The 15,870-nt window shown below is 40.6% G+C and carries 13 protein-coding genes; all 13 read left to right on the top strand.

Going from position 1 to position 15,870, the window contains the following annotated elements:
* Positions 1-23: 23 nt before the first annotated feature.
* The 13 genes from dsbD to tfpZ all read left to right on the top strand — a co-directional run bounded on the left by dsbD (position 24) and on the right by tfpZ (position 15,785).
* The gene (dsbD, locus tag V6252_RS06870; RefSeq protein WP_341609850.1) at positions 24-2,153 is read left to right on the top strand and encodes a protein-disulfide reductase DsbD; all 2,130 of its coding nucleotides are present in this window, start codon (positions 24-26) and stop codon (positions 2,151-2,153) included.
* Positions 2,154-2,537: 384 nt separating this feature from the next.
* Positions 2,538-3,986, top strand: a complete 1,449-nt coding sequence (locus V6252_RS06865) for a phospholipase A (protein WP_341609849.1) — start codon at positions 2,538-2,540, stop codon at positions 3,984-3,986.
* Between the two features lie 75 nt (positions 3,987-4,061).
* The gene (locus V6252_RS06860; RefSeq protein WP_341609848.1) at positions 4,062-4,898 is read left to right on the top strand and encodes a ComF family protein; all 837 of its coding nucleotides are present in this window, start codon (positions 4,062-4,064) and stop codon (positions 4,896-4,898) included.
* Between the two features lie 327 nt (positions 4,899-5,225).
* A complete protein-coding gene (locus V6252_RS06855) occupies positions 5,226-5,711 on the top strand; it encodes a pilus assembly FimT family protein (protein ID WP_341609847.1) in 486 nt (161 codons plus the stop codon).
* Positions 5,708-6,361, top strand: a complete 654-nt coding sequence (gene pilV / locus V6252_RS06850) for a type IV pilus modification protein PilV (RefSeq protein ID WP_341609846.1) — start codon at positions 5,708-5,710, stop codon at positions 6,359-6,361. The genes V6252_RS06855 and pilV overlap by 4 nt, the downstream gene beginning before the upstream one ends.
* Before the next feature lie 50 nt (positions 6,362-6,411).
* Positions 6,412-7,296: a PilW family protein gene (locus V6252_RS06845; RefSeq protein WP_341609845.1), complete on the top strand. Its 885-nt coding sequence runs from the start codon at positions 6,412-6,414 to the stop codon at positions 7,294-7,296.
* A 32-nt stretch (positions 7,297-7,328) separates the two neighbouring features.
* On the top strand, positions 7,329-8,156 hold the full coding sequence (locus V6252_RS06840) for a PilX N-terminal domain-containing pilus assembly protein (protein WP_341609844.1): 828 nt from the start codon (positions 7,329-7,331) through the stop codon (positions 8,154-8,156).
* Between the two features lie 96 nt (positions 8,157-8,252).
* Positions 8,253-12,221 carry a pilus assembly protein PilY gene (locus V6252_RS06835; RefSeq protein ID WP_341609843.1) on the top strand — a complete coding sequence of 1,323 codons (3,969 nt, stop codon included), beginning with the start codon at positions 8,253-8,255 and terminating at the stop codon, positions 12,219-12,221.
* A gap of 173 nt (positions 12,222-12,394) precedes the next feature.
* Positions 12,395-12,949 (top strand): type IV pilin protein, encoded by a 555-nt coding sequence (locus V6252_RS06830; RefSeq protein ID WP_341609842.1) that lies wholly within the window; start codon positions 12,395-12,397, stop codon positions 12,947-12,949.
* Positions 12,949-13,392 carry a type IV pilin protein gene (locus tag V6252_RS06825; protein ID WP_341609841.1) on the top strand — a complete coding sequence of 148 codons (444 nt, stop codon included), beginning with the start codon at positions 12,949-12,951 and terminating at the stop codon, positions 13,390-13,392. Before V6252_RS06830 ends, V6252_RS06825 begins: the two co-directional genes overlap by 1 nt.
* Before the next feature lie 587 nt (positions 13,393-13,979).
* The gene (locus tag V6252_RS06820) at positions 13,980-14,411 is read left to right on the top strand and encodes a pilin (RefSeq protein ID WP_341609840.1); all 432 of its coding nucleotides are present in this window, start codon (positions 13,980-13,982) and stop codon (positions 14,409-14,411) included.
* Positions 14,412-14,503: 92 nt separating this feature from the next.
* Positions 14,504-14,953, top strand: a complete 450-nt coding sequence (locus V6252_RS06815; RefSeq protein WP_341609839.1) for a pilin — start codon at positions 14,504-14,506, stop codon at positions 14,951-14,953.
* 88 nt (positions 14,954-15,041) lie between these two features.
* Positions 15,042-15,785 carry a TfpX/TfpZ family type IV pilin accessory protein gene (gene tfpZ, locus V6252_RS06810; RefSeq protein ID WP_341609838.1) on the top strand — a complete coding sequence of 248 codons (744 nt, stop codon included), beginning with the start codon at positions 15,042-15,044 and terminating at the stop codon, positions 15,783-15,785.
* Positions 15,786-15,870: the final 85 nt, after the last annotated feature.

Here is a 15,870-nt window from a genome sequence, read left to right as displayed (position 1 = left end):
TCGGTAATAATAGGTAGCCATTCATGTCCATCAAGACATCACCAAAGTCTTCATCATTTAGCGTATCTACCCATTCGAAAAAATCCCATATCTTAGCGCTTGCCATCGCTAGTGGCTCATTGTTGACAGGTTTATCAGCGACATCGACGGTACAAGCGGCAGGGTTAGGCGACCTTTTCGGTAGTAGTGAAAGCTCATCGAAGTCAAAGTTTTTGCCAGTAGATCAAGCGTTTCAGGTAAGTACAGATAGTACGCCCGTCAAAGCAGGTACGCGGTTATCTGTCAATTTTGATATTACTCCTGAACATTACGTCTATAAAAAGCAAATTAAGCTTACGCTACCCGCTGGCGTGACGGCTGCACCTTTTACCTTTAGCCAGACACCATATTCGATAGATGATCCGACATTTGGCAAAGTACTGGTATTTGACCAAGCAAATATGGTCGCTACCACCACACTGACCAACAATAGTGGCAAGAATATAGAAGACGGAGCTATCGTCGTCGGCTGGCAGGGTTGTGCAAAAGCAGGACTGTGCTATCCACCTGAAAAGATTAATACGACTGTCGATATTGCAGCTGCATCGACGCAGGTATCAGCAGATAGTGAGAGTACTGCGAGCTCGACCGACTCAGAGAATAGTGCTACGGCGTCACCAGAGGAAGTAAGCTCAACAGCTCTTGATAATACTTTGCCTGATGAGGTGCAAGCACTGACAGACGATGGCGCTATTGATTATGATCTCATTGATGACAGCGCTGTAGAGTATGATTCTTTAGATAGTAATGCAGCGACGAATACGATTTCTGCAGCAAATAGCAGCGTAACAGGCGAGACGGCCAATAGCGAAAACGCATCAAACAATAGTTTTGTTGATAGCGATCCTTTTGGTTTGGCTTCTCACCCTTGGCTGGCATTAGTACTATTATTTTTAGCAGGCTTAGGCTTGGCCTTGACGCCATGTGTATTACCGATGTTACCTATCGTGGCCAACATTGTAGCCCGCGAACAAAACCCAACGGTCAAACGCGGTGTCATCTTGACCACCAGTTATGCGATTGGGGTAGCGACTGCTTATGGTATTTTGGGCGCTGTTATCGCAGTATTCGGTGAGTCTTTAGGTATTATCGGTTGGCTGCAGAACCCGATCATTCTCATCAGCTTTGCTATCGTTTTTATACTTCTCGCACTATACATGTTAGGTCTTTTCAGTGTGCGATTACCACAAGCGATCAGTCGAAAGATGCAAGGCTTAAGCCAAGCAGGTGACAGTAAGCTTGGTAGTACAGGCGGCAGTTTGATCGCTGGGTTTTTATCAGCGCTAGTCGTGTCACCTTGTGTTTCTGCGCCATTATTTGGGGCATTATTAGCGGTCTCTACCATTGGTAGTCCGTTGCTCGGCTTTGCTGCTTTATTCATGCTGGGTTTTGGTTTATCAGCGCCGCTTATCCTAATCGGTGCTACCCAAGGCAAGATTATGCCAAAGGCAGGCGAGTGGATGAATTGGGTTAAGCAAGGCTTTGCTTTACTGCTATTTGCCGTAGCACTGCTATTGATTGAGCGCGTGTTTATATCGCCAGTCATGCTGATGGTGTGGGCGTTATGGTTTATGGTCGTGGCAACATGGGCATGGAGTTGGCTAGGTAAAGGTCGTATACTGACCCAAGCATTGAGCCTTATCGCTGGTATTTGGGCTGCTTGCCTAATAGTCGGCGCTGCATTGGGTAATGATGATAGCCTACATCCATTAGCGTCGTTGGGTGCAGCACCGATGATGGTACAGTCAACATCTGGTCAACCAGTGAATAGTGATAGCACCACTGATAAGACGATCACGACGCTTGCAGAGCTAGATGCCATTGTCGCAGCCAATCCGAATATCATTGTCGATCTGACAGCAGAGTGGTGTATTGAGTGCCGTATTATGGACAAGAACCTGTTTCATAATCGCCCAGCACAAATGCAAGATTGGCAATTAGTAAAGCTCGATATTACTGAAACGACGGCAGACTCAAAAGCCGTGTTGTCTCGTTACCAACTCTTCGGTCCACCAGCGCTACTGTATTATATTGATGGCCAGCTAGTAAATCAGCAAGTGGGTGAGATTGGTCGCTCAGAATTTGAGCAAACATTATCGGCGTTGAACAACTAACATTTAACAATGAACACTTAAGAAACCAGTGTAATATTTCGAAAATTCTTAAGAATATTAAGAAGGCCAGTATACTAAGAAAGTATGCTGGCTTTTTTGATGCCTTTAAATTCATACTATAGAATGTTTATTAAGTATTTGTTATATAAGTAATTATATTGATAGATGCTTATTTTAACTATCGATAAAGCTAGTATCGTGCTTATATTTTCATTACAATAAAGAAACAATGCAGCAGGGGCACTAATTGTCATTTTTTTCGCTCCTAATATCTGCGATTAGCTGATAGTCTCAGTCAATTCTATTTTAGCGATAACGCTAATGGCTATATTAATTACCTCATATACTCTGCTAGCGCTAATGCTAGTTAGATAAAGGACACTTATGTTTGCCCATACCATTACTCAGCGTCACCAACAGCCGTCTTACCAGAATGCGCATATGCCTCTTCGTATTGCAGTTGCTCTTGCGTTGAGTTGTACCGCGATACAAGTACAAGCTGCTGATGATTCTCAGACTTATAACGAACTGCCAGCACCCGAAGCTGCGTTTGAATATGAGGATCTTGACCTATCACAGAGTCTTGATAAAAGTGCGATATCTTCTGATATGAGTACACAAAATGGCAAAATAATTAGCAAAGAATTTATTGCCCAGCAAGCCAAGCTATTTTCTGAATGTACTCAAGTCCAGTCTAGTGCTGCTCGCCTCGCTTGTTTTGATAAGGTGGCTGAACAAGGTAAGACACCAAGCTACACCTCAACCAAACAACCAATTGATTTGGCAAAAACCTTTCAAAGTACGGTCTCAGGTAATCCAAAAGTGATATTGGCTGAGTCTCAAACGGCGATGAGCGGGACGACAGTTGAAGATGCAGATACCATCTTAATGACCAGTCAGCAAACAGCAGCTAGCAAATTGAAGGCAAATGGCAACGTAGAAGTAGATGCTGAAACGAATAGTGAGGCACAGATTTTAGAAAATGTCGGTGTCACTCAAGCAGACATCGAAAAATTCTCGCCACTCAGTCTATCTTATGACCTAGATAAAAACAGTGAGCGTGGTACTTGGACGGTCAGACCATATCGACCAACGTATCTGTTGCCATTATTTTATACTTTCGATCCCAATTTAAATCCAAGCACACCATCACAAGAAACAGATCCTTTTGATTCTAATGATATACGCGAAACTGAGCTAAAATTCCAATTATCTTTAAAAACAAAAGTCGCAGAAGATTTGTTTGATACCAGTGCTGATCTATGGTTTGGCTATACCCAAGAGTCACATTGGCAAGTTTATAACGAAGACAACTCGCGTCCATTCCGTGCTACCGATTATCAACCTGAAATATTCTTAACCCAACCTGTGACAGCAGATCTGCCTTTTGGTGGACGTCTGCGTATGTTGGGCGCAGGTGCTGTGCATCACTCGAATGGACAAGATGATCCATTATCACGTTCATGGAATCGTGCTTACCTCATGGCAGGCGCAGAGTGGGGCAAGCTATCAGTCATACCGCGTTTATGGGCTCGAGTAAATAACGAAAGTAGTAGCGATGACGATAATCCAGATATCGAAGACTACATGGGCTATGGTGATATCAAATTCTTATATGACTTGCCTGCTGATCAAAGCATTAGCGGTACTTTGCGCTACAATCCAGGTACCAATAAAGGTGCTGCGCAAATCGACTATATCTATCCTATATCAGAGAACGTTAATGGTATGGTTCAGCTATTCCAAGGCTATGGTGAGTCGATCATTGATTATAATCATGAAAATACCTCTATCGGCTTTGGTATCGTACTGAACGATTGGAAAGGGCTTTAATTCGAAAAGGGCATCAATTTGAGAAAGGCTCTAATATAGGTGAAATTTATTATAAATTATGACAAATTATAGTTTATGCGCCGCTTAGCGCCTTATCAAACTGGACTGTGGTTGGCAGAGTATATGGATATGCGCTGCCAACTATGCCGTATTTGTCGTAGTACGCCACAATCTCAACTACTGCATTATCAAGCGCAATCTAGCCTACATAATATAACGGATATGCCGCCTACACGGACAGCCTTAAAGAAACACTCTTTTCTTACTGATATCATTCATCTAGCAAACAGCTATTTGAGCAGTGGTTTACTTTGTGCTCACTGTCACAACGATATCACTTGGTTACCAAGACCTTTTGAAGTGGATATCGCTCCTAGTATATCTCTATCTATCCAAGCCTCTACTTACTACGAGTATCCAATACGTCAATCTATCCGAGCATTTAAGCATCAAGAGGATATGACGAAATTACCGTTATTATTACATGCCATACGTCAATTACCGCGTCCACACGGTTGTCATCGTAATAACAGCGTGATTGTTGCTATACCAACGACAAGTCAACGATTGGTCAAACGTGGGTTCGATCCTGTCAGTATTCTATCTGCGCAATTGTCTAAACACTGGCAAATTCCTGTATGGCAGGGCGTTAAGCGTATTGATGATACAGTTAGTCAGCAGGGACTGTCTCGTGCCGAACGTCTTAGCAACTTAGATAACGCCTTTGCTCTAATCGAAAAGCCCCCTACAAAACGCTTACTATTATTTGATGACGTATCTACTACAGGTGCAAGCTTACAAGCATTAGCGCGAGCGTTCATTCCACCTGCAGCAGTAAAATCAGCAACGGATAGCAGCAACAGTAGTTATCAAGTTTCTGCTTACGTATTAGCACATGGCAGCAAATCCTAAACCCAAGATATCTTTGCCAGTAATATCTAATTATTGCTAATATATTTCCTTAACGCTATATTATTATAACTATGTATATTAATTTGTTTTCTATAGCTATATACGACGATAATGATTTTACATATTTATGGATAAGTTACATATATAAATTAATAAATGTCGACTTTTCTAAACATTATTAGTTATATGTCGTGGAACGAAAATTGCATGTTATTAGGGTAATAAGTATAAAAATAGTAGTAAGCTAAAAATATAAGATACTTACAATAAGTTTTAGTGAGATATAGACGAAAGATAGTTAATTGTAGTTTTAAATAGGAATATGATGTGAACGCATCTTTGAACGAATTATCACCTAAGCTAAAAAATACTAGTTCAGGTTTTACCTTGATTGAACTAATGGTAACCATTGCTGTACTCGCCATTATTGCAGGTATTGCGGCGCCTAATATTAGTACTCAGCTTGCAGACCAGCGGGTTAAGTCGACAGCTGCAACGGTTGCTAACGCGCTGAAAGAGGCTAAGGTTGAGAGTATAATTCGTCGTCAAGATATAATATTTTCTTATGATAACGATGGAGATGATGCTGGCACAATTGAAATAGAAAATGACAGTGATACGATTGCTACTTATCAATATGATGCTAATAGTACCATCACATCCACTGCGAGTCAGATTGAGTTTAAGCCAAGTAAAACGGCGGATGCGATGGTCTATACTATTTGTGATAGCAATGATTCTGCATTACCCAGACAGGTCATCATTACTGCGGTTGCCAATATTAGCAGTCAACTAGGAGGATCTTGTCCATGAATTTCTTAAGTTATCAGCGTGGTGTGGGTCTAGTAGAGGTCTTAGTTGCCGTTTTATTATTATCTATTGCCGTACTAGGTTTCAGTGCACTACAAATGCGGGCAATCACAGCCACAGATGAGAGTCTAGTTAGGACTAAGTCTTTAACAGTCATTCGTAACTTGGCCGAAGTTATGCGTGCCTATCCTGAGGCGTACGTTACAGTAAGCGGGACTACTTTTAGCGATGCTTCCCCTACAGACTCTAATGCAGAGCCAACAGTTCAGGCTATTGTTGGTAGTTCAGCAACTGGAACGGTCACTGTTGATGGTGAGGTGATTAGTATTTTAGCCAGTGGTAATAACTGCCTATCGACAGAAATGGTAACTACAGCAGGTGGAGACAACGTACCAAAACAGCCTTGTAGTATTAATCAGCTTGCTGCAAGGGATGCGTTGATGATTAAAAAAATGGCAGCAGATGAGGATATAGATATTGCTGTCACTATGTGTCCTGGAACTTCAGCGCAGGCAATTCAGCAACAAATGTGTGTGATTACTGCGTGGAATGACACTAAAGCGTTATTAGATGATAGTGATGCTAAAGCATGTGCAAATAGTAGTGGGGTCTATAAAACTGGTAGCCAATGTTTGATATCGGAGGCTTACTAATGAGCTGTAACTATAATGATATTCGTAATAAGAACGGACTGAAGATAAGTATGTTTAGTAAATCTCAGGGTTTTACGCTTATTGAGCTAATGATATCTTTGGTCTTAGGTTTACTTATATCGGCTGCAGTGATGCAAGTATATTTGATTAATACACGCACTCTGACAGTACAGCAAAGTGCTTCAGAAGTACAAGACAGTGCTATTTTTGCTTTACAAGGTGTGGAAGATCACATTCGTATCGCTAACCTAGGTAATCCCATTACTAATATTACCGATGAAACCAGTCATGGCGGTATTGTGCTCTCGACGACAAATTTAGGTGCGAATAACGCTACGGATAGTGCAAATTTTACGAATAGCGCTGGATCAGTAGGTTGGGTTGGTTTGTCAAATATGGAGAATGTTGACAGTGATCAATTGACTATTCAATATAAAAATATTACTGAGAGCTCTTTATTCGATTGTGAAGGGACAGAAGTAGCTTCGGGTACGGATGATTGGATCGTTGAACGATATTTTATCCGTGCAGATTCAGCAGCGGATGATTTAGTATTAGCTTGTGATGCTGGACGGGTGACAGATGCTGGTGTAGTTACAGAAAATTTTGGTGGCAATGGTACTATCATTACACCAGGTGTTGATCAGTTTCAAGCGCTACTAGGCGTGCAGACGGATATAGATAACTTAACTTATTTACCAGCAAGTATATATGTCCAGTTAACCGAAAAACCCTCAATTACAACCGTGAAACTTGGGTTTGTAATTCGCAGTAGTACGCCACTAATAAGTACAGAAGATAAAATCAATTTTACTGTACTAGGTAAAGAGCAAAGCTTAACAGCTGATGCGACGCGTGAAAAATTCTATCGCCGTAGCTATGAATCAACCATCTTGTTACGTAACGCGCGAGTTATGTCAGTGACCGGTCTTTAATATAATAGTGTGTCACCATTAGAAGAGGCAATATGTCAAACTTTCAGCAGTATCAATATCCTGAAGTATCTCCATCATCACAACAAGGTGCTGTGCTCATTGTGGTATTGTTATTTTTGATTCTGATTATATTGGTAGGTGTCATTGCTGTTAAGCAAAGTACGACTGATTTGCGACTTGCAACCAGTGATCAGATTAATACTTTACTGTTACAGTCAGCTGATGATGCGCATCAAAATATTGAGCAGAGTGTCAATGGTAGTAGTGATGAAGATATCTATGATGATATGTTATCAAGGACTGGACCTTTTGGATACTTTATCTTGGATACCAATAGCTCTGAGCATGAGTATGTATTCTGTTTTCGACCAAGAGATCGATTTTTTGACATCAACAGAACCTCAATTTTGGCTTCGGGTGGAACCATCTTTGGTAATAACAATGGTTATTGCGATCCGGCTGAGCCAGAAGATTATGTGAGTAGTCGTAACGCTAGCATGACTCAAGTTAATATATCATTGACACCGCCGAGTGCTGATACTGAAGCGTTCAGTAGCTATACTATCGGGCAAGACAGCGGCTCAATTTCCAGTCAAGCGTATATGTTTGATATTAATAATACGGCTGTATTGCCAGCTTATGCAGAAACAGGGATAGGTAGCAAAAACTGTTTTGAACAAACTAGTCAGTTAGACACGGTTACAGACAGTGAGGATACCATTGGCGGCTGTATGGCAGCTGCTGGTGTTCCCAATGCTGTTATCTATGAACAAGCCAATGTAGAAAACCAATCACAGCGTACCAAGTGTGTCGAATTTGGAACAGGTGGTGGTTTACTTTGTACGTTACCATCAAGCTAAAAATTTAGATATTTTTTCTAAGCTTGTGACAGTATAGAGTTTCATTGCTTAAAAATATGGTTAGCGCATCGCCCCAATTATCATAAGGAATAAATCATGACACACCTGAGTAATAAGATATCTAACCGAAAGCCATGGCGTGTCAAGGCGTTAGCGATAGCTGTACTGCTAGGATTTAGTGGTACTGTAGCACAGGCAGATACCATTAGTAGAAAGCCAGTCGGAGATTTGGAGATCTATAAGGCAGCTACACCAGGTACTGCAACTATCTTTATGATGCTAGATACCTCGGGTAGTATGGGTAGTGGTAGTATCAGTAACGACTATGGTTCATGTAGATCTAGTTATACCTCTCAAAACTCAGAACGAATCCGAGCAGTTATTTATAAGCGTCAGGCCGATGGATCGGCTACTGACGGGTTGCTTAGAGATGAAAATGGAAATACAGTTAAAGATCTTACGAGCATTCAAAAGGAAGTAAGCTTCACCCCTGTTGGTTGTAAAGTCGGTACTGGAAATACAATACGTTACTCTAGATTAACGCGTTTACAGATAGCACTTATTGAATTATTAGCTGATGAAGTTTACACGATAAATGGTAGCTTGAAAGATACAGGATCATTATCAGATGACTATGAAGTCGGTTTAGGCAACTATAGTTATAGTGGAGATGGCAGGTCAGCTGTAGTTTTGGCGCCTACTAAAGCGTTGACGGCCCTTCAACGCGAAACATTAATCGAAGCGACAACAGGTTTAACCGCAACAGGTAACACCCCGACTGCTCATGCACTAGCAGAGTCGGGTGCATACATGATGGGAACTAGTACTCAAAAGGGTGTTAAAGTCACTGGTCAAAAAGGTACTTACAATGGATATACTATACATCGCCAATGTAATTCAAATAGTACCTCTGTATTTTTTGATAGCAGTTTAAGAAGCAATGTCTATGCTTGTACAAGTTGGGGTGGTTGGTACTATTCAACTTCATTCAGTCAAAGCTATGATCTGTTCCTTAACGATGTTTATTATTTACGTGATAACTTAGATAGTGGCTTCATTAACTCAGTAGCATCTTCTAAAAGTGAATATGATAATAAATACCTTTCCCCACTCAACTCTAAAGAGTGTAGTGGTAATGGTATTTATCTATTGACGGATGGTGAACCTAATGCGAGTAGTGATACTAGAGCCAAAACAATCATGAATACCTCATTATTAGGTTCATCATCACTATCTGTAAACAGCTGTAATGGTTTGACTGGTGGTAGTAGCAATGGTGCTTGGGGCTGTATGGCAGAGTATGCGGCTTTATTGCGGAACACCGCTAATAATCCGCTTAACTTACCTATTAAGACAGCGACTGTCGGTTTTGGTAGTGCTTTTGCCGGACTCACTGGCACACGCACCATCACAGTTAATGATGAATCAAAGGAGGTGACTGACTGTGATAGCGGTCCTACGAGTGGTAGTAATAAAGTAGACCAAAACACTCGTAATTTGTGTAAATTAGGTGAACGCAAAGGTGATAATGAGACTAAGACTTTTGGTGATGGTGGTTTTTATTATACAGAAGAGTCTGCAGATATTGCAGCGAGTATTGTTGATTTCGCGACTGGTCTTGTTAATACAATAAATACTGCCCCATCTGGTACAATTACAATTCCTGAAGATCCTTATCGCGCTGCAAATCAACTACCATTTGCTTATCTTCCAATGCTCGACCCTGATATCGCATCAGGAGCGAGTACCTGGCGTGGCAACCTTAAAAAATATAATTTAGATCAAGGTACACTGTTTGGTAACAGTGATAGATTGCTGTATAAAGATGTCGCAGGTAATCTTGATGAAGACACTCAAGATGTATGGCAAACATCTAATTTCGCAGTAGATGGTAGTAATGCTAATAATAATATTACAGCTGGTGGTGTCTATGCGCAATTAGAAGCGCCAAATGCAGGATTAGGCAGCTTACGTACATTGTATGTCGAAGATTATACTTCTGCTAGTGACACGACTCCAGTATTGCGTAGGCTGAGTGTCAATGGAAGTGGTAAACCACAAGGGTTTGATCAACTAAAAGACACGACCACTTATACTCAACTGAATAAGCGCCGGTTACTAAGCTTTTTAGGCTTTAACAATGTATTAACCAATGATGGTCAGCCAACAAGTACAACGAATGTCGAAAACTTAACGCTGTCTATACCAACCACAGAGACGAAAGTCCTAGGTGGGGTTGTTCACTCTAAGCCTGTGGCAATCTCATATAGCTCAGCTTTAGATGCCAACGGGCGTATTACTGACCCCCGAGATGACTATGTGTTATTTGGCTCTATGGATGGTGCTCTGCATGTCGTCGATGCAGATAATGGCGAAGAATCTGTCGCTATCATCCCCAAGTATATGTTGGAAGTACAGCCAGAAGCGCTAGTGGATGGTTCAGTTATAGACAAAATAGGTCAACCTTATTTTGGTGTTGATGCACCATGGTTGGTAACGACAGACTATAGTTATGATTTAGACTCCAACAATCCAAGAGTAACGGTAGACACCTCTGCAGGTAAAGGTATGTTTGCTTATGGTGGATTACGTATGGGTGGAGAAGCTTTCTATGGCATGGATATTACCGAACTATCTGCGCCTGAAATACTATTTACAGTCACTAAACAAGGTTTACGTTCTAGCACACCTAGCAAATCTACTACAGTAGGATTCAGTCGTTTAGGCCAAATCTGGAGCAAGCCTACATCTGCGAAAATTCGTCTCACTAGAGATGCTGATCCTATTGATGTACTGGTATTCGGTGGCGGCTATGATATGAGTTATGAAGAAGATGGTTATGTGCCGACAACAAGTGCACCAGCACAAGGCAATGCTATCTATATTATCAATGCCGCGACAGGTGAGTTGATATGGTCAACCAGTGGTGAAGCTGGCAGTACAAAAAACCGTAAAACTAATAGTATGATTAATAGTATTGTTGGCGGTATTACGATATTGGATAGAGATAACGACGGGTTGATGGATCACCTATACGCTGCAGACTTAGGTGGTCAAGTATTTCGCGCCGACTTTGAAAATGCTCGTCCTGCTGCTAATGGTTTCGCTGTAGTAAATAACTTCTCTAATAAACGTGTGACACAAGTACTTAATACTGCACCTACTAGTGCTACAAACAAAAAATATGCCTACCGTTTCTATGAACGTCCAGTTGTAAGTTTCTATCGTAATGAAGGCATCATTGGGGAGAGTATTGCTAATAACGGTCAGCTCTTTGCATTGGTAAATGTTATTTCAGGTAACCGGAGTGCTCCTTTATCTACCTTGCGTAATGATAATAATTTCGCTAACCGTGTCTATGGTATTATTGATACGGACGTTACAAGTACAGACATATTAAACAATACATTTACGCCTACAATTCAAGGTCTAACAGAAGGTAACTTGACTGCATTGGCTACTACTCTTGGTTCTGAGCCCACAGCAGCGATAAAAATGACTGCTAAACAAGGTATGATTAGAGGTGCTAGCCAAGGCTGGTATTATCCATTGACTCGATTCGATGGCTACAATAATGTTAGATATAATAAAGCGGTAGGAGATAGTGCGGTTATTAATAATTTGCTATATACCACAATATATAATCCTGATAAGCAATACGATGACTCAGTTGCTAGTTGTGCCGCACAGATAACAGGCGGTTCAGAGCGTCAGCTCTATTGCTTACCTTATGGTATCTGTATGGATGACACCTCGATATCTGGTACAGGTGGCTACATTCCTGCTGGCCAAGGTATTCAAGAATTGACCCTTGGTGCTTACAATGAAGACAACACAAATGTTAAGGTGCTCATCGGTACGACAACACTAACTGAACGTATACAAGCAGCCAATCGTGAGAGCTATGGTAACGATGGGAATAAGGACACTAGCAATATCAAAGATTTATATCCAGGCGAGACTGTCCGTCCTACGGTTACAGGTGGTGATGGTAGCGCTGCCGAATTCTTATTCAACGAGCGTTACACGTTACAGCCACGAGCATGGTATAGGCGAACGCAGTAAGCAGCACAGAAAAACTGAATGAAAGTATAGGTAGAGATAACCATCTCAAGATGCTATTCACTACTAACACCATTCATTATTAATGATAAAAGGTAGTAATGAATGATGACTCTCATGGTACTGTTAATAGGGCGCGGTATATGACCAAATCGTATCAAGATAAGATAGTAAGTATGACAATGCATAACAGCGCACGTGGTTTTACGCTCATAGAGCTAATGATTGTTGTAATGATTATTAGTATTCTAGCAGCCATTGCAATACCTAGCTATCGACAATATGCGGTGATGAATGCGGAGCGTGAGGCACAAGCAAAAATGCTACAGCTACAAGTAGAGCTTGAGCGTTGGCGTTCTAAAGCATTGAGTTATCAAGGTTTTCAGCCACAAGTCATCGATAGCTCGACGAATACGGTTAGCTACAGCTATGATGAAACGGACAACACCACTATCTATGTGCCAAATGATAGTGATGCAGCTAACTATCGATATTTGATAACCCTTGTAGATGGTAATAATACAGCTAGCTCTCTAGTCCCTGCTGCTAGTGCTAATGTTGATAGCCGTACGGGACGTACGTGGAAGATGCTAGCAATACCCAATCCTACAGGCATTACGGCCAATGCTAATGAGATCTTGTTAACCAGTGCTGGTCTACGCTGTCAAAGCATAAACAATAACATTAGCATCGCTGATACTGATTGTGGGACAGGAGAGGAGAGCTGGTAATGTCTGTCGTCAATAAAATATCTGAAAACTTATCAATCCGGCAGCGAGGATTTACTTTGATCGAGCTGATGATCGTTGTTGCTATCATCGGTTTATTGGCTACTATTGCTTATCCAAGCTATCAACAGTATGTGATCAAGACCAAACGTACTGATATGATGAGTGAAATGCAAAATATCGCTACTCAAATCCAAAGTAATAAACTGGCACAAGGTAGCTATAGCAATGACTTAATCACAGGTTTGGGCGGTAGCTACCCGGCTCAAGGTACAGCTTTGTATCAAGTGACGTTTGCCCCTGATCCGCTTACCTCTAATTGGACTATCGTTGCTACTCCAGTAGCAGGAGGACAAATGGCTAGCGATGACACATTAAGCCTAGACTATCAAGGTACTAAATGTCGTTCGACTACTTGTAGTACTGGCGATGACTGGAATGATTAGGGCATTCGTCTTATATAAACAAAATATGTTTGAAATACTTTGAAGGGATCTTCTAAATCAGATTTTTCTAGAATGGCTCTTTTTACTAAATCCAACGAAGTATCGCTCTATTATATGACAAAAAATGTCACGTCTATTTACTTAATTTGTCTAAATATTCTTAAACTGACAAATTTCAGCAAGTAAATAGCAACAATAAAAAATTGACAATGATTGTTAAAAGGTTAGCTATGCAGAATTAAGGTATGGATGGTATCTTCTATCTTTGCAAAGTAAGTGTACTTTACCTAGTTTCTCTACTAACAGTAGTTTGTGTACTTATTAATTATGCTTTTAAAAGATAGATTTAGGCTAATAAGCTTCAGTAATATATGTATTACTGATACAAGTATTGAAGTTTATATAAAGAAACCTAAGCATCAACCAAAAAGTTGGCACGCTACCTGCAACAATAATAGTACGAAGGTTAGATGAGTAGATTAAGTAACTACTCATAATAACAACCCCATATCTATAATGGATAGCAGTTAGTGATATTGAACAGTATATCAACCGACTTGTTATCACCTTACTTTAAAGGACGTACTATGAACGCTACTACCCAAAAAGGTTTTACCTTAATCGAATTAATGATCGTTATCGCTATTATCGGTATTCTAGCGGCGATCGCTATCCCTGCATATCAAGATTATACAGGACGTGCGCAGGCATCTGAAGGTTTATCAGCGACAGCTGGTCTTCGTTCAGAAATTGGCGTAGTATATTCTGAAGATGGTGCTTTTCCTGCTGCAGGTTCAAGAGCTCAAACATCAGCTCAGGAATTGGAAGGTAAGTACTTTGGTGCAGGGAATGTAAGTTTAGCTGATGGTACTGGTGTTATAGATATTGCCTTTCAAAATGGTGTACATAGTGGCGATACTATGACTTTAACACCTGACGTTAATGCTGCGGCAACACAAGTTTCTGGTTGGACGTGTGGTGGCTTAGACGCTAAGTACCTTCCTACAGCATGTCAGTAATTAGTATAATTTGCTAGTACTCTGAACGTAAAAAAAGCCCTAGCAATTGCTAGGGCTTTTTTTCAAGTACTTTTTTCAATAAAGGGGCTACTATGAAACTCGTAACAGGTTTTACTCTAGTTGAGCTAATGATTGTCATTGCTATCGTTGGGATCTTAGCTGCTATTGCGATACCTAATTATTTGACTCAAGTGGGGCGTGCACAGGTAGTCGAAGGGTTTATGGTGTCAGATAGTCTGCGTAGTAAGGTTGGTCTATATTTGTGGGAACATAAACGTTTTCCTAATACAGCTGATGTTGCTGTCACAGGTGATATTGGTCAACAGGCTGATACACTTGATGGAAAGTATGTCGCGACAAACGGGGTAAGTGTTACGGCAGATACTGGTGTTGTTACTGTCAATTTTGATGCGGGAAACATAGCAGGTAAAACATTAGTAATGACGCCTGAAATAAATACTGCTAACAATCAACAAGCTATGAAATGGGTTTGTAGTGGTACAGTAGATGCAAATAAATTACCATTAGGCTGTCAAGATTAGCCGTTAATCGTTACCTATAATGTAAGCTTTTAATTTTACATCAGTAAATGAAAGCACCCCTTATAAACGCTTATAAATCAGTATAAATATGTTAAATTCCTCACTTAGATTTCGGCTTAAAGCATTTGCTTATCACTTGGGTGCCTCTGTCTTAATTGCCCTTATAAGCTTATATGTTGTATTTATGGTATGGAATCCTGCACCATTAGCTAAGGTAGTGGGCGTTACTCATATCTTCATCATGATGTTAGGTATTGATGTTGTTTTGGGACCTCTATTAACTTTCATTACTGCCAAAAAAGACAAAAAATCGTTAAAGTTTGATTTGGTTATTATTGTTGTCTTACAGCTTATGGCATTTATATATGGGATATATAATATCGCTATTAGTAGGCCCGTATATATCGCTTTTGACACCATTCGTTTTGAAGTAGTACAAGCCAATAATATTCCTGTAGAAAGCCTAGAGCAAGCATCTGCACCTTACAATACATTAGGGTGGGGACAGCCAAAATTTGTAGCAGTTAAACCTATAGAAAGTATTGAACAAAAGAATGATAGGTTATTCGTAGAGCTCGAGACAGGTGTCGCTCCAAGTATGCAGCCAAATCTATATGAGCCGATAGATAAGCAGTGGTCAATTTTAAGCGAGCAAGCAAAACCGCTGGCTCAACTCAAGCAGAATAATAAAGCGAGCGAAGTTGAAGATATAGTCGCTAACTATGCAGAAGCAGATAGTTGGTTGCCGCTAAAAGGTTATGATTTAGATGCGGTAGTACTGCTTAATAAAAATGAAAAGCGTATTGTAGAAGTAGTTGATTTGCGTCCTTAGTAGAAAACGAAAATGAACCAATAAAAAACCACCTAACCGCATATCGCCATTAGGTGGTTTTTTATTGGTTTAATATATAGATACT

Origin of the sequence: Psychrobacter proteolyticus, assembly GCF_038155145.1 — a bacterium.
GTDB classification, from domain to species: Bacteria; Pseudomonadota; Gammaproteobacteria; order Pseudomonadales; family Moraxellaceae; genus Psychrobacter; species Psychrobacter proteolyticus_B.
The sequence above is the reverse complement of the archived record's forward strand: the minus strand, read 5'-3'. Positions and strand labels throughout refer to the sequence as shown.

Excerpts from the sequence above, each read along its gene's own strand:
- V6252_RS06865 (WP_341609849.1), top strand. The coding sequence starts at position 2,538 with ATGTTTGCCCATACCATTACTCAGCGTCACCAACAGCCGTCTTACCAG.
- V6252_RS06845 (WP_341609845.1), top strand. The coding sequence starts at position 6,412 with ATGTTTAGTAAATCTCAGGGTTTTACGCTTATTGAGCTAATGATATCT.
- tfpZ (WP_341609838.1), top strand. The coding sequence starts at position 15,042 with ATGTTAAATTCCTCACTTAGATTTCGGCTTAAAGCATTTGCTTATCAC.
- V6252_RS06840 (WP_341609844.1), top strand. The coding sequence starts at position 7,329 with ATGTCAAACTTTCAGCAGTATCAATATCCTGAAGTATCTCCATCATCA.
- V6252_RS06820 (WP_341609840.1), top strand. The coding sequence starts at position 13,980 with ATGAACGCTACTACCCAAAAAGGTTTTACCTTAATCGAATTAATGATC.
- V6252_RS06835 (WP_341609843.1), top strand. The coding sequence starts at position 8,253 with ATGACACACCTGAGTAATAAGATATCTAACCGAAAGCCATGGCGTGTC.
- pilV (WP_341609846.1), top strand. The coding sequence starts at position 5,708 with ATGAATTTCTTAAGTTATCAGCGTGGTGTGGGTCTAGTAGAGGTCTTA.
- dsbD (WP_341609850.1), top strand. The coding sequence starts at position 24 with ATGTCCATCAAGACATCACCAAAGTCTTCATCATTTAGCGTATCTACC.
- V6252_RS06830 (WP_341609842.1), top strand. The coding sequence starts at position 12,395 with ATGACAATGCATAACAGCGCACGTGGTTTTACGCTCATAGAGCTAATG.
- V6252_RS06825 (WP_341609841.1), top strand. The coding sequence starts at position 12,949 with ATGTCTGTCGTCAATAAAATATCTGAAAACTTATCAATCCGGCAGCGA.
- V6252_RS06860 (WP_341609848.1), top strand. The coding sequence starts at position 4,062 with ATGCGCCGCTTAGCGCCTTATCAAACTGGACTGTGGTTGGCAGAGTAT.
- V6252_RS06815 (WP_341609839.1), top strand. The coding sequence starts at position 14,504 with ATGAAACTCGTAACAGGTTTTACTCTAGTTGAGCTAATGATTGTCATT.